25 protein-coding genes and 3 pseudogenes are annotated in these 20,804 nt (G+C 37.7%); 16 read left to right on the top strand and 12 right to left on the bottom strand.

Annotated features, from left to right (window positions below; translation table 11 throughout):
* Position 1: 1 nt before the first annotated feature.
* From NZD81_RS02790 to NZD81_RS02815, 6 genes are all read left to right on the top strand, one after another.
* Positions 2–1,102 carry a hypothetical protein gene (locus tag NZD81_RS02790; protein WP_289859385.1) on the top strand — a complete coding sequence of 367 codons (1,101 nt, stop codon included), beginning with the start codon at positions 2–4 and terminating at the stop codon, positions 1,100–1,102.
* A gap of 11 nt (positions 1,103–1,113) precedes the next feature.
* Complete coding sequence (locus NZD81_RS02795; protein WP_289859387.1) at positions 1,114–1,443, top strand: XkdW family protein; 330 nt, start codon at positions 1,114–1,116, stop codon at positions 1,441–1,443.
* Positions 1,440–1,604, top strand: a complete 165-nt coding sequence (locus NZD81_RS02800; RefSeq protein WP_289859389.1) for an XkdX family protein — start codon at positions 1,440–1,442, stop codon at positions 1,602–1,604. The genes NZD81_RS02795 and NZD81_RS02800 overlap by 4 nt, the downstream gene beginning before the upstream one ends.
* 87 nt (positions 1,605–1,691) lie before the next feature.
* On the top strand, positions 1,692–2,585 hold the full coding sequence (gene xepA / locus NZD81_RS02805) for a phage-like element PBSX protein XepA (protein WP_289859391.1): 894 nt from the start codon (positions 1,692–1,694) through the stop codon (positions 2,583–2,585).
* 45 nt (positions 2,586–2,630) lie between these two features.
* Complete coding sequence (locus tag NZD81_RS02810; protein ID WP_032725170.1) at positions 2,631–3,053, top strand: phage holin family protein; 423 nt, start codon at positions 2,631–2,633, stop codon at positions 3,051–3,053.
* A 43-nt stretch (positions 3,054–3,096) separates the two neighbouring features.
* Entirely contained in the window at positions 3,097–3,915 is an 819-nt protein-coding gene (locus tag NZD81_RS02815; RefSeq protein WP_289859397.1) for a peptidoglycan recognition protein family protein, read from the top strand.
* 26 nt (positions 3,916–3,941) lie between these two features.
* Here NZD81_RS02815 and NZD81_RS02820 read toward each other — a convergent pair whose 3' ends face one another.
* Complete coding sequence (locus tag NZD81_RS02820; protein WP_289859399.1) at positions 3,942–4,319, bottom strand: DUF3139 domain-containing protein; 378 nt, start codon at positions 4,317–4,319, stop codon at positions 3,942–3,944.
* Positions 4,320–4,335: 16 nt separating this feature from the next.
* A complete protein-coding gene (locus NZD81_RS02825; RefSeq protein WP_032725167.1) occupies positions 4,336–5,217 on the bottom strand; it encodes a hypothetical protein in 882 nt (293 codons plus the stop codon).
* A 266-nt stretch (positions 5,218–5,483) separates the two neighbouring features.
* Here NZD81_RS02825 and NZD81_RS02830 point away from each other — a divergent pair, with 266 nt between their 5' ends.
* Positions 5,484–5,759 (top strand): barstar family protein, encoded by a 276-nt coding sequence (locus NZD81_RS02830; protein ID WP_289859402.1) that lies wholly within the window; start codon positions 5,484–5,486, stop codon positions 5,757–5,759.
* 333 nt (positions 5,760–6,092) lie between these two features.
* On the opposite strand, the gene NZD81_RS02835 is transcribed toward NZD81_RS02830, so the two are convergent.
* Both NZD81_RS02835 and NZD81_RS02840 read right to left on the bottom strand, forming a co-directional pair.
* Positions 6,093–6,635, bottom strand: a complete 543-nt coding sequence (locus NZD81_RS02835) for a T6SS immunity protein Tdi1 domain-containing protein (RefSeq protein WP_289859404.1) — start codon at positions 6,633–6,635, stop codon at positions 6,093–6,095.
* A gap of 18 nt (positions 6,636–6,653) precedes the next feature.
* The gene (locus NZD81_RS02840; RefSeq protein WP_289859405.1) at positions 6,654–8,612 is read right to left on the bottom strand and encodes a T7SS effector LXG polymorphic toxin; all 1,959 of its coding nucleotides are present in this window, start codon (positions 8,610–8,612) and stop codon (positions 6,654–6,656) included.
* Between the two features lie 143 nt (positions 8,613–8,755).
* Here NZD81_RS02840 and NZD81_RS02845 point away from each other — a divergent pair, with 143 nt between their 5' ends.
* Positions 8,756–9,931, top strand: coding sequence for a response regulator aspartate phosphatase (locus NZD81_RS02845; protein WP_374953989.1), 1,176 nt, complete (start codon positions 8,756–8,758; stop codon positions 9,929–9,931).
* Positions 9,921–10,079, top strand: a complete 159-nt coding sequence (locus NZD81_RS02850) for a hypothetical protein (RefSeq protein ID WP_167470882.1) — start codon at positions 9,921–9,923, stop codon at positions 10,077–10,079. Before NZD81_RS02845 ends, NZD81_RS02850 begins: the two co-directional genes overlap by 11 nt.
* An 83-nt stretch (positions 10,080–10,162) precedes the next feature.
* On the opposite strand, the gene NZD81_RS02855 is transcribed toward NZD81_RS02850, so the two are convergent.
* The 4 genes from NZD81_RS02855 to NZD81_RS02870 are packed head-to-tail and all read right to left on the bottom strand — an operon-like array spanning position 10,163 to position 12,359.
* Positions 10,163–10,399, bottom strand: a complete 237-nt coding sequence (locus tag NZD81_RS02855; protein WP_103804248.1) for a DUF3850 domain-containing protein — start codon at positions 10,397–10,399, stop codon at positions 10,163–10,165.
* A gap of 31 nt (positions 10,400–10,430) precedes the next feature.
* Complete coding sequence (locus tag NZD81_RS02860; RefSeq protein WP_289859420.1) at positions 10,431–10,949, bottom strand: ATP-binding protein; 519 nt, start codon at positions 10,947–10,949, stop codon at positions 10,431–10,433.
* Positions 10,949–11,335 carry an ASCH domain-containing protein gene (locus NZD81_RS02865; RefSeq protein ID WP_129508140.1) on the bottom strand — a complete coding sequence of 129 codons (387 nt, stop codon included), beginning with the start codon at positions 11,333–11,335 and terminating at the stop codon, positions 10,949–10,951. The genes NZD81_RS02860 and NZD81_RS02865 overlap by 1 nt, the downstream gene beginning before the upstream one ends.
* The gene (locus NZD81_RS02870; RefSeq protein WP_212082281.1) at positions 11,313–12,359 is read right to left on the bottom strand and encodes a hypothetical protein; all 1,047 of its coding nucleotides are present in this window, start codon (positions 12,357–12,359) and stop codon (positions 11,313–11,315) included. Before NZD81_RS02870 ends, NZD81_RS02865 begins: the two co-directional genes overlap by 23 nt.
* A gap of 184 nt (positions 12,360–12,543) precedes the next feature.
* Between NZD81_RS02870 and NZD81_RS02875 the strand changes: the two are divergent.
* Positions 12,544–12,722, top strand: a pseudogene (locus NZD81_RS02875) (hypothetical protein).
* Complete coding sequence (gene spoIVCA, locus NZD81_RS02880; protein WP_234398263.1) at positions 12,680–14,140, top strand: site-specific DNA recombinase SpoIVCA; 1,461 nt, start codon at positions 12,680–12,682, stop codon at positions 14,138–14,140. The pseudogene NZD81_RS02875 and the gene spoIVCA overlap by 43 nt, the downstream one beginning before the upstream one ends.
* 27 nt (positions 14,141–14,167) lie before the next feature.
* On the opposite strand, the pseudogene NZD81_RS02885 reads toward spoIVCA, so the two are convergent.
* Positions 14,168–14,518 (bottom strand): annotated as a pseudogene (locus tag NZD81_RS02885) (sigma-70 family RNA polymerase sigma factor); the annotation flags it as partial.
* Positions 14,519–14,713: 195 nt separating this feature from the next.
* On the opposite strand from NZD81_RS02885, the gene nucB reads away from it, so the two are divergent.
* Positions 14,714–15,124 carry a sporulation-specific Dnase NucB gene (gene nucB / locus NZD81_RS02890; protein WP_069149902.1) on the top strand — a complete coding sequence of 137 codons (411 nt, stop codon included), beginning with the start codon at positions 14,714–14,716 and terminating at the stop codon, positions 15,122–15,124.
* A 32-nt stretch (positions 15,125–15,156) separates the two neighbouring features.
* On the opposite strand, the gene NZD81_RS02895 is transcribed toward nucB, so the two are convergent.
* Complete coding sequence (locus NZD81_RS02895) at positions 15,157–15,879, bottom strand: YqeB family protein (protein ID WP_282372762.1); 723 nt, start codon at positions 15,877–15,879, stop codon at positions 15,157–15,159.
* A 295-nt stretch (positions 15,880–16,174) separates the two neighbouring features.
* Here NZD81_RS02895 and NZD81_RS21240 point away from each other — a divergent pair.
* Positions 16,175–16,406, top strand: a pseudogene (locus tag NZD81_RS21240) (NAD(P)-binding domain-containing protein); the annotation flags it as partial.
* A 162-nt stretch (positions 16,407–16,568) separates the two neighbouring features.
* On the opposite strand, the gene NZD81_RS02905 reads toward NZD81_RS21240, so the two are convergent.
* Positions 16,569–17,195, bottom strand: a complete 627-nt coding sequence (locus NZD81_RS02905) for a TVP38/TMEM64 family protein (RefSeq protein WP_103030674.1) — start codon at positions 17,193–17,195, stop codon at positions 16,569–16,571.
* A 432-nt stretch (positions 17,196–17,627) separates the two neighbouring features.
* On the opposite strand from NZD81_RS02905, the gene NZD81_RS02910 reads away from it, so the two are divergent.
* Complete coding sequence (locus NZD81_RS02910; RefSeq protein ID WP_014664678.1) at positions 17,628–18,359, top strand: SGNH/GDSL hydrolase family protein; 732 nt, start codon at positions 17,628–17,630, stop codon at positions 18,357–18,359.
* A gap of 304 nt (positions 18,360–18,663) precedes the next feature.
* Here the strand turns inward: NZD81_RS02910 and sda are convergent, their stop codons facing one another.
* Positions 18,664–18,804, bottom strand: coding sequence for a sporulation histidine kinase inhibitor Sda (gene sda / locus NZD81_RS02915; RefSeq protein ID WP_003226124.1), 141 nt, complete (start codon positions 18,802–18,804; stop codon positions 18,664–18,666).
* A 361-nt stretch (positions 18,805–19,165) separates the two neighbouring features.
* Here sda and NZD81_RS02920 point away from each other — a divergent pair, with 361 nt between their 5' ends.
* Together NZD81_RS02920 and yqeH are read left to right on the top strand one after the other, a co-directional pair.
* A complete protein-coding gene (locus NZD81_RS02920; protein ID WP_003226126.1) occupies positions 19,166–19,684 on the top strand; it encodes a YqeG family HAD IIIA-type phosphatase in 519 nt (172 codons plus the stop codon).
* 3 nt (positions 19,685–19,687) lie between these two features.
* Positions 19,688–20,788, top strand: coding sequence for a ribosome biogenesis GTPase YqeH (gene yqeH, locus NZD81_RS02925; RefSeq protein ID WP_282372758.1), 1,101 nt, complete (start codon positions 19,688–19,690; stop codon positions 20,786–20,788).
* Positions 20,789–20,804 lie beyond the last annotated feature (16 nt).

Raw genomic sequence — 20,804 nt, forward strand, 5'->3', positions numbered from 1 at the left:
AATGGCTTATGATGCAAAAACAGATTGGCTTCCGGACGATCCGATTAATGAAGATGATGTAAACCGTTGGGAGAAAGGCATTCAAGACGCGCATAAAGATTTAGCAGTACATAAAAATGATATGAACAACCCTCACAATACAACAAAGGCGCAAATCGGGCTAGGGAACGTTGATAATGTACAGCAAGCTTCGAAAAAAGAATTTGAAGAGCATCATAATGATTTACAACGGCACATAACACCAGTAGAGCGGGAGAATTGGAATGCGAAAGAAACAACTGCCGGAGCCCAGGAAAAAGCGGATAAGGCTTTATTGTATGCAAAACATTACGTGGATACCAACTACAAAAATAACAATCTGACGTTAATTACTGGAGACAATGCTATTCAAGATGCAAGAACAGGAGGGGAAGAATATCCGTTAGGACTGACATTAATGGACATTGGTCAGGGAAATACTACAGGCTACCCCTTGGGTTATGGCATTGTCAAAAATGAAAAATATAATAATTACCGATTTACGCAATATTTTTATGGAACAGGAAATGAGTCTGGGACTTACTACGACAGTACAGGAGTTTGGATTAGACACTGGTGGAGTGGTTCAGGCTGGACATCTTGGCAAAAGATATCGGGGTTCGCTCATGCCAATATTGGAACAACAGGCAAGCAACTTCTTATCAAAGGAGAAAAGCAAAAAATTCGTTTTAATCGAAAGATAAAGGACAGTCATAATGCCTTTGACATTAATAATTGCCGGTTTATCTGTCCAAACAGCGGAATGTTTCTAGTCAATGCCGGTGTATATATTGAAAACGTTCAGAGATATGCCAACTATGAATTAGAGATTTACTTAAACGGAACGATTTATAAGAACATAGCACATTATAGAAATAGTCCTGCTAGCCCGTCTGATACCACAGATTTCAATGTAGGAGTATATGGAGCAGCCAATGTTCCAGCTGAGAAGGGGGACTATATAGAGATGTACCTTTATGTGGGTTATGACGGTAATACTTCACGATATATTTCTGATAACTCAGGGTGGTATAACTACTTTGATATCACAGAAATCGGCGGCAGAAATTACCCGAGATTTTAGGAGGTGCTTCTATGATTTTGTATGATGCGATTATGTACAAGTACCCTAACGCAGTACCGAGAAAAGATTTTGAATTACGGAATGACGGGAATGGCTCATACATTGAGAAATGGAATATCAGGGCGCCGTTACCGACTCAGGAAGAATTAGAGGCCTGGTGGGAGGAGTCACAGAAAAAACTGTCTTATGAACCTCCCAATCAGATTGAGCTACTCGCGAAAGAGTTATCTCAGGAAAAGCTAGCTCGTAAACAGCTTGAAGAATTAAATCAAACTTTGGGAAGCGAGCTCTCAAAAATAAAGTTGCAGTTACTTACTCTACAAGGAGGGAGAGATTCATGAATTATTGGGTGCTGGCTTTGCATTATAACTGGGCTTCGTCTGAAATGGTGAAACAGGCAATTCATCTCAAAGATTGCTCGCCCGAAGATTTACAGGAAGGAATAGAGAAAAAACTCATTACAGCTGAACAGTATAAAGAGCTCACAGGGGAAGCCATTTAGGGCTTTTTTATTTTGCCTTAAAGGGGGTGGTTCCGTTGTAAACCCATGCTCACCACTAATGATCTACAATAGCAAGGAGGATTTTTAATGGCATCATATAGTTTTCAATTTCCAACAGATGCAACCGGTAAGCCTGGAGCGGCTAAACCTTACAGGGAAGGGAACCGGGATTTTATAGTACCCGTCGCGGCTATTTCAGGTAATGCGGAGCTGCTGACGAACGCAGTTTTAAAAGCCACTGAAGTATACACGCAATATGGGCAAGATCGATTAGGTCAGGTTTTAATTTCAAAAGTAAAAGGTCATGCTTATTCTGATCGTGAAGGTACCTTATTCATTGAAGAAAGTAACGATATGAATTCATGGACCACAGTCTCTTCATTGGTCGTTAAAGCAAATGCGCTTGGCGAGACTGAATGGGTTCACTTAACTAAACGTTATTTCCGTTTCAGATACGCAAATGGTAACCTGCAGCAATCTGAATTCTTACTTTACCAGTCATTGGGCGCAGGTGAAGAGGATATAAACATTAACCATACTGTTCCTATTACAGCAGTTGCTCCGTTCTCAGTCCAGTTAGATAAAAGCGGGTTAACTAATGATGGTCGTTTAAAAGTTCAGACTGAAGGCCTGAACTTTAGCTCATTAGACACTCAATCAAAAACAATGGATATTGTCTTTCACGATAAAACAGAAACCATAGGTGAGGGTAACCCATTCACCGTTGGATCATTCAAAACGTTACTCATTGAGGTTTATGGGACGGGTGAGACAAGTGAATTGAAGTTCTGGGGTAAATCCTTATCGGGAACAAAAAGAGCCCTTAGAGGGCAGAAAGTGGATGATGGAACGTTTGCCACTAGCACAAAAGGAAAATCTGAAGCCTGGTCTTTTGACATTACTGGTTTTAAAGAAATTGTTATGGAGCTTACATCTTTAACAAATGGAAACTTTTCAGTTAGAGGGACGGCCGTCTCATAAGATCCGGCTGTCCTTTTTTATTTGCCTCGGAGGAGGTGATTAGAAATGGAGGAGACAAGTTTGTTTATCAATTTTGAAACATTAGATTTAGCAAGAGTATATTTATTTGGAGGGGTGAAGTACCTTGATTTACTTCTAGTTCTTAGCATAATTGACGTTTTAACAGGAGTAATTAAGGCATGGAAATTCAAAAAGCTGCGAAGCCGGAGCGCATGGTTTGGATATGTCCGCAAACTACTTAATTTCTTTGCGGTCATTTTAGCAAATGTTATTGATACAGTCCTCAATTTAAACGGCGTCCTAACCTTTGGTACCGTTCTTTTTTATATCGCTAATGAAGGCTTGTCAATAACTGAAAACTTAGCACAGATCGGTGTTAAAATCCCTTCAACAATAACAGATCGATTACAAACAATTGAGAACGAAAAAGAACAGAGTAAGGATAACGCAGACAAAGCTGCTGGCTAAGCCAGTGGCTTTTTTATTATGTAGACAGAAGGAGAGAGGATATATGCCAATCAAAGTTGTTAAAAATCTAGTTTCTAAATCAAAATATGGATTGAAATGTCCTAATCCAATGAAAGCTGAATACATCACTATTCACAACACTGCGAATGATGCTTCAGCAGCCAATGAGATTTCTTACATGAAGAATAACTCTAGCTCAACGAGTTTTCACTTTGCAGTAGACGATAAACAAGTCATTCAAGGGATTCCAACGAATCGTAACGCTTGGCACACAGGAGATGGAACAAACGGTACAGGGAATCGTAAGTCGATTGGTGTCGAAATTTGTTATAGCAAGTCAGGAGGGGCACGATATAAGGCAGCGGAAAAACTCGCTATTAAGTTTGTGGCGCAGCTACTGAAAGAACGCGGATGGGGTGTTGATCGTGTCCATAAGCACCAAGACTGGAACGGTAAGTATTGCCCGCACCGTATTTTGTCAGAGGGAAGATGGGACGAGGTTAAGGCTGCCATTGAAAAAGAATTGAAAGCGCTAGGTGGGAAAACAAGCACAAGTAAAACAAGTACAGCTAAAAAGAAAACAACAAAATTAAGCAGCAAAAAAACGTCATATGCGCTGCCTTCCGGTATTTTTAAAGTGAAGAACCCAATGATGAGAGGCGTGTCTGTCACGCAGATTCAGAAAGCTCTAGCGGCTCTTTATTTCTACCCGGATAAAGGAGCGGAAAATAACGGCATAGACGGCTTTTATGGTCCGAAAACGGCGAACGCGGTTAAACGATTTCAGTTGATGCATGGGCTTTCTGCTGATGGGATTTATGGACCTAAGACTCGAATGAAACTTGAAGCATTATTGAAATAAAAAAAGCCCTCAAGCGAGGGCTTTTTTTATTTTTGGTTCAATACCTTATCAGAAGGTTGATACTTCAGTTTTTTAACTAATTTATCATTGATTGATACTTCATTTCCATCCACAACACCTGAAAACGTAACTTTTTTGTTAGAAGGATCGTAGTGAAAAATGTAATAGTTGTTTTTGTCAGTTTCGTTCTTTACATAAACAGTTTTAAAGAATCCTTTAGGTGCGCTCAAAGAATTAAACATAGGGTAATCCTCTGAGTTAATCTCTTTTTTGGGAATACCATAATCAGCAATATACTGGTCGATCTTATCTTCAGCTACTTTTCGATTGTTAAAATGAACAATTAGGGTGATGCCTCCGATAATAATGATTAGAGCTAAAAGAACAAGAGCTATTTTTTTCATATTATGCTCCTCCAATTTAATATCTATGTACTAAAGATGGTCTATACTTTGATGTGAAGTCATTATTGATTAAATTATAAGGCATAACATACCCTGAACGTTTAACCAAAACACTAGCTGAACCAGAACCATACCAATAAGCATCATAAACCAACTTAGAACAATAACTAGGTGACACACTATAAAGATGTGGCGTTAATTTATAAGCAATATGTATATTCTTTGTAGCAGCTCCTTTAGTAGACCAATAATGTCTATCAGCATATTTCGCTACTTTAGCTGCTAAACTACTATTTTTTAATCTGTAAACCTTTATCCAACCCTTATTATATTTAGACACCCATTGTGAGACAGTTAGTTGTCTATTATTATCGTTTTTGTTTCCATAACCAGGCATATCTAGAATGTGATTGGAGCCATTAGCAATAGCAGAGTGGCCTAAGATACCAGCAGCAGAAGTCGAATTTGTTATGAATATATCTCCGGGTTTAACCTTAAAACTAGATAGTTGGGAAACTTTAACGCTTGTTTTCTTTGTTGATAGTAGCGATACAGCAGGGCTTGAGTTAGATTGTTCACTTAACGTATAAGATGTAAAATCGATATTTTCGTCTTTAGGTTCTTGACCATAATTATTTAATTTAATCCATTCTGCATAGCTTAGCGAAGGCTCTAAAACATTCTGCTCGATACCGGCATCGTATACTTTTTTAAATTCTTTATTTTCCTTTAACCAGTCATCATAACTTAACTCCTGTTGATTAATAACTCCCTCTTTAATTGCTTGATTATAAATTGCGTTATAATCGATTTGCTCTTCTGCCTTTATGTGCATTGGTATTATACCAGAGCAAATGGTTACCAGCATTAAAATTAGAATAATACTGCTTTTTTTCATACTTATTACCTCAATTCTATTTTATTTCTATTACTGCAAACCCTAATTTGTAAGGGTCTAAAGTAACAGAAATAACGATACCATATTTTTGCTATCAATTTCCTTAAAATTCCCTTAACAAACTAAAATAATAATTAAGAAAAGTTTTTTAAGGAAAACAGGCTTGTAGGTATGGGAGAATACTTTATTCGAATGATGAAATAAATAAAACGACAGATTATTCTAAAACATTAGTTAGAATAAAATAATGGAGGACATAGTTTTCGATGGGAAAAATAATTGTAGATGGGAAAGACTTTGAAAATAAAGAAGGATTACATGATGCATTAAAATATAAATTAGACTTCCCAGACTACTATGGGAAAAATTTAGACGCTTTATGGGATTGCCTTACAGGGTGGATAGAATTGCCGCAAACTTTAGTTTGGAGAAATTTTGAGTTGAGTAAAAAGTTTTTAGGTTCATACGCTGATGATGTATTAGAAGTTTTACAAGAGGCTCAAGAGGAATTAGAAGGTGAGTTTAAAATAATAGTAGAGTAGACTTTCTTTTTTAGTTTTGTGAATTTGAAAAGAGTACCTTAGGCTGTTCAAGAATGCTGCTGAGTATTTTATTGACATTAAAAATGTTTATTGAGTAAGTAGGTACCCATAATAACATTTTACGATTCTAAAACTAAGGCGAAACTTGAAGCATCTTTGAATTAAAAAGGCCCTCTCATAAAATGGGGGCCTTTCATTGTACTCCCTGATGGTATAGCCGGCATGAGGTCTCTATTCAAGCAGGTATTATTTATTGCGCTCAATTAATTATATTACATACAAAAAAGCACTTGATACCTTAAATGCATACAAGTGCTTATCTTGAAATTAACTCTATTCAACCGGCCCCATAAATTCTGTAATAATAAGAATATGTTCTCTTATTTTTACCTTTTTTAGATTTTCCACTTTTTCAGATCCACCTAGACCTAGTAAGGGAGTGTATCCGAAACATTCGTCATAATCAGGTCTACCATATTTACTGCAAGCTTCAGGATATGGTGCCCACATTAATTCATCATTCATAAAATCATTATCCTTTAAATCATCAAGAAAGAAATCAAAGCCCGATGAAACAACGTGAACGAATCCTTTCCTAAAGTTCAGCAAGTTAACATATTTATCTTTTTCCCACACTATAATATCACCCATTGAGGTGGTGAAAATAGGAATTGCTTGCTCGTACCTTATATAACACCTTTCTAAAATATCCAAATACTCATCTGGATTAATTACTTTTAAAAAACCGTTTAATAATGTTCCAAAACCATATTTATTCCATACTTCTATCAGTTCTCCAGGAAGTTTATCTTTATACTTTAAGATAATCCTTTCATCAACTGTATTGTGTTTTATAAAGTTCTTAAAGGTATCCAATTAAAATGCCCCCTTTATTTATTGGCTCAACTTTACATTCAAATAAGTATTCTTTATTTCTTCAGGTGACATATTCTTTGCCATTTCCCTAATTTGCTCATCAACAATATCAATTCTATATTTCCATTGTGATCCCAAGGAGGAATTAACTCTTTTATCTCCTAAACCACCAATATTGTCTGCCCTTCCTCCTGCTATTTGATCTGGATTGTGAAGCGCAGCTTGTGTATCCATCCATTCTGAAGCCTGCTTAGTCGCATCGGCTCTTGAAAGTCCTTGCTTTCGTAGTTCAGCAATTTTATCTTTAAGTGCTTCTTGTCTAGCCATTTTTTGAGCAGCATTTCCTTCAATAGCTCTACCTTCAGCAATATATCTTTCTCTATTTCTCAAATATTCGTCAACTGTTAATTCGTTCATCCCTTTTTCTTGGTCTTTTAGTTGTCTTGCAAATTCTTCAGGATCATGTTTTATATTTCTTTTAAAATTAACTTCAACTTCTTTTATTCTCGGCACATCATCTAAATGCCTTACATTACCCGTACCCTTATTGTTAGAACGTTCAGATCTTCTGAGAACACTCTCTTTTTTATCTTCCGCAATACTTTTTAGTAGTGGAGTATTTTTTACATTAATGGTATTCTCAGCATCTTGAAGGATTCCTTCTAATGCAGGAGTATACCGGTTAACAGGAGATTTGACAAACTGTTTTACAGACTTTCCACCTTTCTTAATTGTATCACTAGCTGTTTTCCCAACTTTAGCAAGATCCTTCGAGCCTGTTGAGACAGAGGACTTTCCACCTTTCAATAACAGAAGACTTCCGCCCAAATAAGTAACATAGTGCAGCCGTGTGTATGCATCCCCGTGAATCATTTTTGTATCCCAATTATCCTTCAATGTGTCGACCATACTTTGAAAGGCAGCTTGATAGTCGTATTCCAGAACTGTATCCAGCACTTTTTGAGGATCCTTGTTTAAGTTGTCAATTGTCCAACCGATATTCCATCCGAATTGAATGGCTCCTTCACCGGTATCCTTGGCAAGATCATATACACCAACAATCGCACCTTTGGCGCCATCACCTATGATTCGTAACACTTCTTTTCCGTTATCCATGAAAGCTTTACGCTGTTCAAGAAATGAAACAAATTCAAGCTGTGCAGGGGTAAGATTCTCATAGCCGACCTTCTTGGCAATTTTTAAGTATTCATCCGGGTCAGTCACTCCGTCAGCTAGCTTTTTCTTTAAATCTTTAATTTCCCGTTCTTTTTCTTCTTTCTTTTTAATCGTCAAATAAGCTTCCGTTCGCTTTTCAATATCGCCTTTTTTCTTATGTATGTCGCTTTCACGGTATGCCTTGGCGTTGTAGTGGATGGGCGTAGCGTTTTTGCCTTTGCCCGTTGCTTCTTGGAGCTTTTGGAAGTCTGACTTGATGAATTGTTCATTAGGTTCTGACAGGGCATATTCTGTCAGTAAATCTTCGTCAAGATCACCTAGTTTTTCAATTGTTTTTTTGCGTTTGTCATTGGCATCTGCAAGCTCATCCTTGAAGGTTTCTGTTGAAAACAAGTCGAGCGGGAGGATGTCGTCGATATCGTTTAGAATATCTTTCATGGCTTTTTTCTGTTCAGACATGATGGACTTTGATTTTTTATGGGCGTTAGCCAGTTCATGTTCTAGAAAAGACTCTTCAATATAAGCATCAGAGAGGCCTTTGTCCTCGACAGCTCCGGCAATGCTGTTAAAAAATGCGATTTTCATATCAATGTAGTCGATCCATTGATCAGTGACACCAACATGATCGTGATAGAATGCTTTCATGTTATTAGCGCCTTTACCTGAGAATTCGCTGTCGTCCAGTTCAGCAACGCTTTGTAAAGCTTTTCTCAAGTTGACCATTTGCGTCCTTAGTTCTTTATATTCTTTGGCGCGGTCTGTAGCTTCAGACATAAGTGTTTTAGCTTCAAAGACTTTCATAATCATACCCTCTCATTTAATTATATAACAAAATATTACCATGGAAGAAAGAAGAAACGAACTTAAAATTATCTTGATTGACCATATCAAAGATACCGAATAAAAAGTTTGCGGTTTTTTTGCGGTCCAAACACTTTTTAGAAATGTTAGAATATTACATAAAAAGACATAAAAGGAGGGATCATGTGAATCCGGTTTTACCTTCCTCACATGTAGGGGTTAAGATTACCGAATGGTATAAGATGATACGTCAGTTTAGTGTTCCGGATGCTGAAATTTTAAAAGCGGAAGTTGAAAGAGAAATTAAACAGATGGAAGAGGATGAGTATTTACTAATATATTATTCACTCATGAGCTTTCGACACCAACTTATGCTCGACTACTTAGAGCCAGAAAAAAAGTATAGAACAGCACGTCCAACCATCTCAGAATTACTTGAAAAAATTGAAGCTCCCCAAAAGAAATTAACCGGTCTCCTGAAATATTACTCACTATTTTTCCGCGGTATGTACGAATTTGATCAGCAAGAATTTGTGGAAGCTATAAACTATTACCGTAAAGCTGAAAAAGAACTTTATGCTGTTACTGATGAAATCGAACAAGCTGAATTTCATTTTAAAGTAGCAGAAGCTTATTACAACATGAAACAAACCCACGTTTCCATGCATCACATTTTAAAGGCACTAGAGATTTATGATCAGAATCCGCTGTATACTGTAAGGAAAATTCAAAGCTTGTTTGTAATCGTAGGTAACTATCTCGATTTTAAACATTATGAAAAAGGGTTAAAACATCTTGAAGAAGCCCTGAAGCTTTCTAAGGAATTAGGGCACGACAGACTAATAAGTTCTGCTCTTTATAATTTAGGCGAATGTTATCATTACATGGGACAACCAAGTAAAGCCGAGGGATATTTGAAAGAAGCAGCAGAAGTTGCAGAAAAAGCAAATTTAAGAACACTCCCTCACACGCTCCATTCTTTGGCCACTGTTTTATTTAAACAACAAAAGTTCAGTGAAGGACAGAAGGTTCTGCAGCAAGGGATTCAAACAGCACAAAAATTTAATGATGAACTTTTCTTATCAATGAATAAGTTTCTGAATGCCTTATATATTGAGTCTGTTGATAAACAGGGTATCCTCAATATATTGAATGATCTTAATGAAAGTCACATGTTCTCATTTACGGAACACATAACGCTGCTAACTGCAGAATATTATAGAGAAGGCGGAGAATTTGAAGAATCCAGTTTTTTCTATGATAAAATGGTTGAAGCGCAGCTTCAAATTCAGCGAGGTGACTGTTTATATGAATATTAAAAAAGGTGTTTGCGTATTTCTCTCTGCTGTTATTGTAACTACTGGTTTATTTGCGTTTACTGCGGCTTCTGAACAATCTAACCAGCATAGTGAGGCCCATAAGACTAATGCTGAAATGCAAATGGCAGGTATCAGATTACAGACTTAATCTATAAAAACCCTCTCATACTTGAGAGGGTTTTTTGGAAAAATGCAAGTTAAGGGTGAAGTTATATTAAAAATAAAATAACTTTATAATATTTTGAAACTAAAAACAACATAATTATCTTTTTGTTCAAAGTCTGTAAGGTAGGTAATTACAATATTAACTTTACGCCCTGTATATTGTTTTGTTTTCGCATCCCATTCTTTTAAAGTGATCTTATCGCCTAACTGAAAATTCCTATCATTTTTTCTAATTTCAAATGTTTTAATTTCTTTAATTACTGGATTAAAGTACTCTTTATTAATTTTAAGATTATGATGCATTCTCTTACCTCACCCTTTGAAGAAAAACATTTTAATCAGTTATAAAATTAATTAAATCAATTAAAGGTTTATCTTCATTATATATAAATAGTTTTATTTTTTTATTACGTGAATATTCTTTTGCTCGTTTTATCTCACATTTTTGAAGTTCCTCGATCAATTCAAGTGAATAACTTAAATTATCCCTAGATAGAAGGCGCTCTCGAATAATTGAAGGACGGTGTTGTACAAGGATAATTTTTGTCATTTTAGTATTTTCGAAAGTACTAAGAGGTAAAGGGAATATAACTTTGTTTTTATTTAATAAGCAAAAGTGTCCATCCAACAACAAAAATGTTTTTTTTAGATTTAGCTTATACAATTCATTTTTCCATAACTCCTGGTTACCAGAAATACCAGCTGTGTTTTTTTCAGATATCGGTATTTTTTTCCCGGCTCTTCTAATTAGATCACTAATTGAAATACATTCAATGTCAATTAAACTTTCTAGTTTTGAAGCTAGGGTTGATTTTCCAACACCGTGTACTCCTGCTAAGAAAATATAATCCATCAAAGTCCTCCTTCTGTGTAACAAAAGGATTGTGGAGCTACTTTTATTTTATTATCGAATTCATTTAAATCCAAAGGCATGTCATACTGTTTAAAATTTTTAATTTGAATTGCGAAACCAGTTCGTTTTCCCTTGAAATAATTTTTGAAATATTTATATGTTATTCCTGAATAGTCCTTTGTTTTTGTCCATATAATATCTGGGTTGTCAATTAAAATAGTCTCAATATCAAATTCACCTACGACTTTCCCAAATGGTTTAGTAGCATAGACTACTACCGAAGAGATATCATCTCTTTTAAAAATTTGTTTTCTATATTCGAATTTTTTTTTACCAGAAACAATTTCATCAACAAATTCTGGTTTAATTGATAATAAAACTTTCATTAATTTCACCTAACTTTAGAATCTTTTCAAAGGCTTGATCAGTAAGTTTAATAAAGCCAGCATAAGCGTTTCTCTCAATTATGCCGTTAGTAATTAAATGATGTCTAATAATACGTTTGGGTAGTGAAATATTATAAAGCATTTTAATTATATATGGATACTTTTTTGTATACCAAAATTTTTCTAAATCTTCTTTACTAAATATGGTTCCTTTCCCACAATAACTAATGAACTCTTCCATGGTATTAAACTCATGGATATTTCTATTCTCAATAACTGTACAGATTGAAGTAGCCACAGCAGAAAACTCTGCTCTCTTTCCACTTTCTGCAGTTCTATATATAACGATTAGATCACCGCGGGTAAGCTCATCCAGTCCCTTCATGCCAGATAAGTAAACTTTTTCGATTGTATTAGTAAAAGAAAGATCTTCAATTTTATGATTCCGTTCTGTATTTAACTTGGAATTGGGGAATAACTTCGTATGCCATATCGGATATATAGATAATATATATTTATTTTTATTTTGTGTATCGATACGTGGAAAATCCATAAATATATCATTCGTTTTTTCTAATGTTTTTATGTATATCAATTCACCATTATTTTTCCTACCCCATAAAGTAAACCCGAATTTTTCAAATAACTTTATTAGTGGTTTTTGTTTCTCAAAAACTGTAACATAACATTCTGAGTAGTGCTCATCTATCATTTTTTTAAGTATTATTCCAATAAAACGGTGTCCAAGAACAGTGCCATGTGCTTCTATTTTAAAAGTACCAATTTTGAGACGTCTTTTTTTTTCAAAAATAGGATTGATTGTTTCATCAGATTCAAACTCTTCTTTCAAGTATAGAAAACCTAACAACCTATCTTCTTTAAGTATATAAGCTTTTTCCCCTTGCATTGCTTTTTTTTGAAACCACTTTTCAAAGCCAACGTAATCTTCGATAAGGCTGGAGAAAAAGGGATCATAAACATCCAACTCTGAAAATTGAACATATTGAATAACATCGTTAAACATAAATCCTACCTCCTATAATAAATCAAGACAATCCCGTATTCAAACAAACGTTCTCATTCGGGTGGTTAATTATGTTAAATTATATCATTATTTGACGACTAAGATTAACCCAATTTTAATCATAAAAGGTCATCATTTGGACAAACAGCTGTTACATAGCATTACCCAAGGGGTGATGCATTTTATGAAGGTAATAATCATCGAGGGATCGCAAGCTGACAAATGCATTAACGATTGCTATCATTATTTAATAAAACTTTATAGAAAGGAGATCCAGGGTGATAGCAATATATGTAAGGGTATCGACCGAGGAACAAGCGATCAAGGGATCGAGCATCGACAGCCAGATCGAGGCCTGCATAAAGAAAGCAGGGACTAAGGATGTGCTGAAGTATGCCGATGAAGGATTTTCTGGAGAGCTTTTAGAACGTCCGGCTTTGAATCGCCTGAGGGAGGATGCAAGCAAAGGACTTATAAGTCAAGTTATTTGTTATGATCCTGACCGTCTTTCTCGGAAATTAATGAATCAGCTTATCATTGATGATGAACTGCGAAAGCGAAACATACCCTTGATTTTTGTAAATGGCGAGTATGCCAATTCTCCAGAGGGTCAATTGTTTTTCGCAATGCGCGGGGCAATTTCAGAATTTGAAAAAGCCAAAATCAAAGAACGGACTTCAAGCGGCCGACTTCAAAAAATGAAAAAAGGCATGATTATTAAAGATTCCAAACTATATGGCTATAAATTTGTTAAAGAGAGAAGAACTCTTGAGATATTTGAAGAGGAAGCCAAAATTATTCGAATGATTTTTAACTATTTCACCGATCATAAAAGCCCTTTTTTCGGTAGAGTAAATGGTATTGCTCTACATTTAACTCAGATGGGGGTTAAAACAAAAAAAGGCGCCAAAGTATGGCACAGGCAGGTTGTTCGACAGATATTAATGAACTCTTCTTATAAGGGTGAACATAAGCAGTATAAATATGACACTGAGGGTTCTTATGTTTCAAAACAGGCAGGAAACAAATCTATAATTAAAATTAGACCTGAAGAAGAGCAAATAACTGTGGCAATTCCAGCAATTGTTCCAGCTGAACAATGGGATTATGCTCAAGAACTCTTAGGTCAAAGTAAAAGAAAACACTTGAGTATTAGCCCTCACAATTACTTGTTATCGGGTTTGGTTAGATGCGGGAAATGCGGAAATACCATGACAGGTAAGAAAAGAAAATCACATGGTAAAGACTATTATGTGTATACTTGCCGGAAAAATTATTCTGGAGCGAAGGACCGCGGCTGCGGAAAAGAAATGTCTGAGAATAAATTGAACCGGCATGTATGGGGTGAAATTTTTAAATTTATCACAAATCCTCAAAAGTATGCTTCTTTTAAAGAGATTGAACAATCAAATCACTTGTCTGATGAATTAGAACTTATTCAAAAAGAGATAGAGAAAACAAAAAAAGGCCGCAAGCGTCTTTTAACGCTAATCAGCCTAAGTGATGACGATGATTTAGATATTGATGAAATCAAAGTACAGATTATTGAGCTGCAAAAAAAACAAAACCAGCTTACTGAAAAGTGTAACGAAATTCAATCAAAAATGAAAGTATTAGATGATACAAGCTCAAGCGAAAATGCTCTAAAGAGAGCCATCGACTATTTTCAATCAATCGGTGCAGATAACTTAACTCTTGAAGATAAAAAAACAATTGTTAACTTTATCGTGAAAGAAGTTACCGTTGTGGATTCTGACACCGTATATATTGAAACGTATTAAAGAGGGGGGTATGCACCCCCCTTTTGTAATTACAATCTCATTTTCAATACACCTCGCAGCATACGTCGCCAGCTTTGTCCCTTTACCAGCGGAATAGCTTTCAATTCCTTTTATCAGCCCGATCGTTCCGATGGAGATTAAGTCCTCTGCATCCTCACCTGTATTTTCAAATTTTTTTACAATATGGGCGACCAAGCGAAGATTATGCTCAATCAGCATGTTTCTGGCATGTTCATCCCCTTTAGCCATGAGCTCTAAGTATTTTTTTTCCTCGCTGCTTGAGAGCGGTTGTGGAAAGGCATTGTTTTTCACGTAAGATACTAAAAAGACAAGCTCTTTAACAACAAAGCCGAGCGCTGCGAAAACACCTGTCACCATCGTCACCTCCACAAAAGTATGTAGGCAAAAGCCTATATGTAAATGTATGTGGGCGGGAGGCTGTCTGTGTCTGTACCGGGAAATTTCTCGCAGGGGAGCCTGGCTTTTGTAAACAGCATACTACCTTCAAATTTTAAAAATAATCTATATCATGCGCCCATACATTGAAATGAACAAATGTATGGGGGGATGGGAATGAAAAAATGGATGGCAGGCTTGTTTCTTGCTGCAGCAGTTCTTCTTTGTGTAATGGTTCCGCAGCAGATCCAAGGCGCTTCTTTGTATGACAAAGTGTTATATTTTCCGCTGTCTCGTTATCCGGAAACAGGCGATCATATTAGAGATGCGATTGCAGAGGGACATTCTGAGATTTGCACCATAGATAGAGATGGAGCAGACAAAAGGCGGGAGGAATCATTAAAGGGTATTCCGACGAAGCCGGGCTATGATCGGGATGAGTGGCCGATGGCGGTCTGCGAGGAAGGCGGCGCAGGAGCTGATGTCCGATATGTGACGCCTTCTGATAATCGCGGGGCCGGCTCATGGGTAGGGAATCAAATGAGCAGCTATCCTGACGGCACCAGAGTGCTGTTTATTGTGCAGTAGTAAAGAAGAGGCTCTTTCTTGAGCCTCTGTTGTTACAACCCTTCGCCGTGCTGAATGTTCGGGGGATAGGTTTCTGCTTTTCGCCAATATTGGCGTGTGCCCTCGTCCCGTACAACAATGCCCAATTGTGCCAGTTCGAGGCGGAATTCTTCAATATCGTCTTTTTCTTCGTCCTCCAGCGCTTTGTGCCGAGCTTTTAATAAGGCATGGGCGCCTTGCGATAGGTCAGGTGCATCAGGAATCCATCGGCGAAATTGATCTGTAAACGGATCACCATCTGCTGCCCATTCGTAATGATGCTGTTTAAAGGCCTTCTCAACGTTTACTGGTTTTTCATCAATTTCTTCCCGTACCAATTCATATCCGGCTGTTCCTAGGAGGACAAGCTGTTTGTGATCCATAAATACAAGAGCGATGTCACCGGAATGAATTGATTGCACTTTTTTTCCTTTCATGAATTCCACTGTGTGATCTGTAATCTTGACAGACAGCAGCATTGCAATAACAGAATGAGCGAACCAAATCCCTGCAGTCATACCGAGAAGAGCAGTGATAAATGCAGCTGTTGATCCCTGAAAAGAGGTGATGAGCCGAAGCGGTCCTTCAAAAGGAATCCACGGGAGGGATAATGCCCATTTCGCAATCTGCGGGATAAAATACCCGATGGTAAGACCGATCATTGCAAATGCAGCGTATAAAAGGAATATAGCGGTTTTCGTAACACCAATAAGAGTATAAGATTGATTCTGCAACATGACACCTTCTTTTACTGAAAATTCTCTTCCCATATTTTAACTCAATGAGATGGTAAATCAAGGATAAAGTAAAAATTATGGATTTAAAGAGGGTTCTGAAATGGAACTGGCAGGTACAGCAGGTCATGAAAAACATATTAAAATGGGCAGAAGATGTAGTTTCATTTGTTTTCCTGCGTATCAAATACAAAGGGAACATAAAAAGTAAAGGCTTTTGACAATCAGGAAGAACAGGCATGAAAATCGGATTAATCGGCTTAGGGAAAATAAACATAGGAAAGCAATTCATAGAGATGATGCAGTTTTGCGTGATGTTTGACCTTTATTAAGAAAAGTCGATATGATTATCGTTAAAAAGAATCGATCTACCGCTACAATTAAATGAAAGAAGCGGTATCCATTATCTCGATGCCGGTACGGCGGGCGGAATGAAGGCGCAACATGGAGCCTGTTTTATGGTGGGGGGTGATCATAAAGCATGGGAGATTGTAGAACTGCTTTTTCGGGACACCGCCGTCGGAAGCGGGAAGCGGACATTTTTGAAAAATGATCCATAGGTGAAGGGAAACGGACGGCGAAAACCACGCTTGATCTGCAGACCGCAACTCCTGTGGTCGCACGTCGCTGCCCCTCGAAATAAATTTGGAAGCCATGCGACGGAAAAAAAGTAAGGGGGCGAACAAGCCTCCTTATTTTTTTGGCACCTTCAGAAGATGAGGGAACTTTTTATATATGACCAGCATGATGATCAGAATGTACGCACCGTAAATGCTGATAGACAATAATTTATTGCTGGTGAAGTTGGCACCTGCAATGGTGACAACAACAATATTGGGGATTTTCCCTATGAAAGATGCAAAGAAAAAAACATGCCAGCGAACCTGACTCAGTCCGCAGATCACGTTCATTATAAGGGAAGGTATGACCGGTATCAGCCTTCCTAATAAAACAGCGGTAAAAGCATTTTTGTTGAAGGAAGCCTCGTAGCTTTGTATGGCAGGATATGCCTGAACTTTTCTTCTGGCCCAATCCCTAAAACTGTACCTGGCGAGAAAAAACAGCAATATTGTACCAAGCATTGAGCCGGTCAGTGTAATCCAAATTCCATTTGCCGTCCCGAACACAGCGCCATTTAAAGCAGCAACTAAAGCAAACGGCACTATTGGGAAAAAAACATCGACAGCAATCAGCAGCATACTAAATAAAACGGAAAATATCCCCCCTGCTTTGATTGCATCAAGCCAAGCTTCTTTTTGAAAAAAACCGACTGCAATGATAGCGATAATCACAAGTATACCTATTCCCTTTTTTAACATAGTCTATGTCACTCCCAACTTAGATGATGTCAGGAGCCAAAATCTCCGTCATCTAAATTAGTATAACTGGTGTCATTTCAGCCGTTCAACTGAAAACCAGGTTAAGAACATAATTCTTTTTAGTTCATAAAAAAGGCTGTCCGTCTATCTCTCTGTTTTCTTAACATAGGGGAGATAGAAAGGGTAACCATAACCTTAAGGGATAAGCTGTATCTTAACGTATTTATTTCCTTTGGTTTGTGTGTTTTTCAGATTAGAGAGAAGGGAATTTAAAAATAAAAAGTCATCTGCTGCGCCGCAATGAAAGCAGAATGATATTCACTGAGGGGGACACGTTAACTATAGGAAAAAACAGTGTTAGCAAAAAAACTCTTCGTTGAACGAAGGGAAACAGAGGTATAACATTAAGGTGAGGCTTTTGGGGGTGTAAAGATGAAACATTTTATCATCCTTTTCCTTCTGTTGTTCGTTACAGCAGGGTGCGAGGGAATGGGATACGAAGACGTTGTAGCATTTGGTGACAGCAATACGCGTGGCTCTAATTGGGATTATCGCGATTATCCAAAAGCACAGCAGTGGGTCAATATACTTAAAACAGCTGAACGCGGTAACCTTGATATACTCAATGCGGGAATCGGAGGACAGACGACAGAGGATGCCCGTCTTCGGTTTCAGACAGATGTGCTGGATCAAAAACCGAAGTATTTGTTTATTATGTTCGGCACAAATGACGCCGCCATACTGACTGAGGGAAAACCGAGAGTGTCGAAGCAGCGTTTTAGAGAAAATCTGGTTTATTTTATTGAAGAAAGCAGAAAACACGGGATCAAGCCAATCTTAATGACGTGTATTCCGATTATAGAAGGTAATGGGAAGCATCATCTGTTTTACTATTCCAGATATAAAGCAGCTGCTTTTGAACCAAAAGGCGGAGCAAGGAAATGGCACGACTCATACAACGATATTACAAGAGATGTGTCGAAGCGCCTGAATGTCCCTCTTGTAGATAACTGGAAGCATTTTATAGAAGCAGACGGCGGAAAAGCAACTGATGAAGCGCTTATCCAATCCGGTCTTATAGATCCTTCAGGCAATCATATGACACCTAAAGGGGCAAGGATCGTATATGAAGGAATACAAGATGGGCAGATTCTGCAGCGTTGAGCCGGACAACCGCCTAGTCCGATTTATTTCTCCTACATAGGCTGTTATAAAACCTTATTAAGGAGGCGCTTCACATGTATGGCGCAGGCAGAGCATATGGATACGCTTTTATTGTTGTTTTAGTTGTTGTTCTCCTGGTTGTGGGCGGCATATACTGGTTAGCATAATAACCGGCCCTTTAAAACACTCTTTTTAGGGGTGTTTTTTGCTGAAAATAGTAGTAAAGCGCGCAGCCGAAGTGATATAATATCAGTCATCTGAGTAAAAAAAGGAAATACGCCCGGAAAAAATAGACAAATTCCTATTAAGAAGATACGGAAATAATATGTCCGAGCGATCTTCTTTTTATTTCGTTTTCAATTAACTCGATAAAGTCACGGTTTAAATTCATCTCGGTGGCTTTGAAATAAGATTCTATTAGTAATTCATCAGACAGTTTTCTCATGCTAGGAACCCAATTAATGGGAGAGGCACCTCCTTAAAAGTTGGAATCATTCATGATCTTAACGCATACAATGATAAGTTGCGTTTATCTGAGGTTGAAGTTATCTTTAATCTACCATGAAATGAATATAAGAACAATCGTTCTGTTATCCACACCAAAAAGTGGATAACTTGTGAGTATCGTGTTTATAATTTGTCTAAAGAGTGATGTAATAAGAGTGGATAGTGTGTGTAAATTTATCCACACCTGGTGAAGAAACCCAATTTTTGTCGAAATTTTTTTGCTCAGTTTTTCTTTAGGCGCAAGTTCGATTTTTTTCGACAATCATATTAAGGAGAAAGAAAAGGGAAGGGTGCGGGTTTTGTTAAAAAAGTTTTTTTTACCTGACGAGTTTGTAAAAAATATTTTTCATATTACACCTGAAAAATTAAAGGAACGAAATGTAAAAGGGATTATTACTGATCTGGATAATACGCTTGTTGAATGGGACAGGCCGAACGCGACGCCGCGCTTGATCGAGTGGTTTGAAGAAATGAAGGAACACGGCATTAAAGTGACAATCGTCTCTAATAATAATGAAAGAAGAGTGAAACTTTTCTCTGAACCGCTTGGAATCCCATTCATCTATAAAGCAAGAAAACCGATGGGTAAAGCCTTTAATAGAGCGGTGCGCAATATGGAGCTGAAAAAAGAGGACTGCGTGGTCATCGGAGACCAGCTGCTGACCGATGTACTCGGGGGAAACCGAAACGGCTACCATACGATTTTGGTCGTGCCTGTCGCTTCCTCTGACGGATTCATTACGCGCTTTAATCGCCAGGTTGAACGCAGAATACTGAGTGCTCTCAAACGAAAAGGGCACATTCAGTGGGAGGAGTAAGAAATGGAAAAGGTTGTTTGTATCGGATGCGGAGTTGCAATCCAAACCGAGAACAAAACAGGTCTGGGGTACGCGCCGCCTGCATCGCTTACGAAAGAAAATGTGATTTGCCAGCGTTGTTTCAGACTGAAAAACTACAATGAAATACAAGATGTTTCCTTAACGGATGATGATTTTTTGAACATCCTTCACGGTATTGGGGAAACGGACTCTCTTGTCGTAAAAATAGTTGATATTTTTGATTTTAACGGCAGCTGGATTAATGGGCTGCAGCGCTTGGTGGGGGGGAACCCTATCTTATTAGTTGGCAATAAAGCGGATATTTTGCCTAAGTCACTGAAAAGAGAGCGTCTGATTCAGTGGATGAAACGTGAAGCGAAAGAGCTTGGCTTAAAACCTGTTGACGTATTTTTGGTCAGTGCAGGACGCGGCCAGGGAATCAAAGAAGTCATTGATGCGATTGAGCATTACCGCAACGGCAAAGATGTCTATGTTGTCGGATGTACAAATGTAGGGAAGTCCACCTTTATTAACCGGATTATTAAAGAAGTGTCAGGTGAAGAAGATATTATTACAACATCCCAATTTCCTGGCACAACCCTTGATGCGATTGAAATTCCGCTGGATGACGGCTCAGCGCTTTATGATACTCCGGGAATTATCAACAACCATCAAATGGCGCATTATGTCAATAAGAAGGATCTGAAAATACTATCCCCTAAAAAAGAGCTGAAGCCTCGCACTTTCCAGCTTAATGATCAGCAAACACTGTATTTTGGCGGACTTGCAAGGTTCGATTATGTGTCTGGGGAAAGATCTCCTTTTATTTGCTATATGCCAAATGAGCTGATGATTCATAGAACAAAACTTGAAAATGCAGACGCGCTTTATGAAAAGCATGCAGGGGAATTGCTCACGCCTCCGGGTATAGATGAAATGGATGAGTTTCCGGAATTGGTCGCCCATACGTTTACGATAAAAGACAAAAAGACAGATATCGTTTTCTCTGGGTTAGGCTGGGTTACTGTCCATGACGCCGATAAAAAGGTAACTGCATACGCTCCAAAAGGCGTTCATGTATTTGTTCGGCGCTCATTAATTTAAGAAAAGGGGAGAGGAG

This window comes from Bacillus sp. B.PNR1 (genome assembly GCF_030386235.1).
Taxonomy (GTDB): Bacteria; Bacillota; Bacilli; order Bacillales; family Bacillaceae; genus Bacillus; species Bacillus stercoris.

Excerpts from the sequence above, each read along its gene's own strand:
- NZD81_RS02840 (WP_289859405.1), bottom strand. The coding sequence starts at position 8,612 with ATGAAAGTCTTTGAAGCTAAAACACTTATGTCTGAAGCTACAGACCGC.
- NZD81_RS02820 (WP_289859399.1), bottom strand. The coding sequence starts at position 4,319 with ATGAAAAAAATAGCTCTTGTTCTTTTAGCTCTAATCATTATTATCGGA.
- NZD81_RS02825 (WP_032725167.1), bottom strand. The coding sequence starts at position 5,217 with ATGAAAAAAAGCAGTATTATTCTAATTTTAATGCTGGTAACCATTTGC.
- NZD81_RS02870 (WP_212082281.1), bottom strand. The coding sequence starts at position 12,359 with ATGTTTAACGATGTTATTCAATATGTTCAATTTTCAGAGTTGGATGTT.
- NZD81_RS02865 (WP_129508140.1), bottom strand. The coding sequence starts at position 11,335 with ATGAAAGTTTTATTATCAATTAAACCAGAATTTGTTGATGAAATTGTT.
- xepA (WP_289859391.1), top strand. The coding sequence starts at position 1,692 with ATGGCATCATATAGTTTTCAATTTCCAACAGATGCAACCGGTAAGCCT.
- nucB (WP_069149902.1), top strand. The coding sequence starts at position 14,714 with ATGAAAAAATGGATGGCAGGCTTGTTTCTTGCTGCAGCAGTTCTTCTT.
- NZD81_RS02800 (WP_289859389.1), top strand. The coding sequence starts at position 1,440 with ATGAATTATTGGGTGCTGGCTTTGCATTATAACTGGGCTTCGTCTGAA.
- NZD81_RS02815 (WP_289859397.1), top strand. The coding sequence starts at position 3,097 with ATGCCAATCAAAGTTGTTAAAAATCTAGTTTCTAAATCAAAATATGGA.
- NZD81_RS02795 (WP_289859387.1), top strand. The coding sequence starts at position 1,114 with ATGATTTTGTATGATGCGATTATGTACAAGTACCCTAACGCAGTACCG.
- NZD81_RS02855 (WP_103804248.1), bottom strand. The coding sequence starts at position 10,399 with ATGCATCATAATCTTAAAATTAATAAAGAGTACTTTAATCCAGTAATT.
- sda (WP_003226124.1), bottom strand. The coding sequence starts at position 18,804 with ATGAGAAAACTGTCTGATGAATTACTAATAGAATCTTATTTCAAAGCC.
- NZD81_RS02860 (WP_289859420.1), bottom strand. The coding sequence starts at position 10,949 with ATGGATTATATTTTCTTAGCAGGAGTACACGGTGTTGGAAAATCAACC.
- NZD81_RS02905 (WP_103030674.1), bottom strand. The coding sequence starts at position 17,195 with ATGTTAAAAAAGGGAATAGGTATACTTGTGATTATCGCTATCATTGCA.
- NZD81_RS02790 (WP_289859385.1), top strand. The coding sequence starts at position 2 with ATGGCTTATGATGCAAAAACAGATTGGCTTCCGGACGATCCGATTAAT.
- NZD81_RS02850 (WP_167470882.1), top strand. The coding sequence starts at position 9,921 with ATGAATATTAAAAAAGGTGTTTGCGTATTTCTCTCTGCTGTTATTGTA.
- NZD81_RS02910 (WP_014664678.1), top strand. The coding sequence starts at position 17,628 with ATGAAACATTTTATCATCCTTTTCCTTCTGTTGTTCGTTACAGCAGGG.
- NZD81_RS02895 (WP_282372762.1), bottom strand. The coding sequence starts at position 15,879 with ATGTTGCAGAATCAATCTTATACTCTTATTGGTGTTACGAAAACCGCT.
- NZD81_RS02810 (WP_032725170.1), top strand. The coding sequence starts at position 2,631 with ATGGAGGAGACAAGTTTGTTTATCAATTTTGAAACATTAGATTTAGCA.
- yqeH (WP_282372758.1), top strand. The coding sequence starts at position 19,688 with ATGGAAAAGGTTGTTTGTATCGGATGCGGAGTTGCAATCCAAACCGAG.
- NZD81_RS02845 (WP_374953989.1), top strand. The coding sequence starts at position 8,756 with ATGTTAGAATATTACATAAAAAGACATAAAAGGAGGGATCATGTGAAT.
- NZD81_RS02830 (WP_289859402.1), top strand. The coding sequence starts at position 5,484 with ATGGGAAAAATAATTGTAGATGGGAAAGACTTTGAAAATAAAGAAGGA.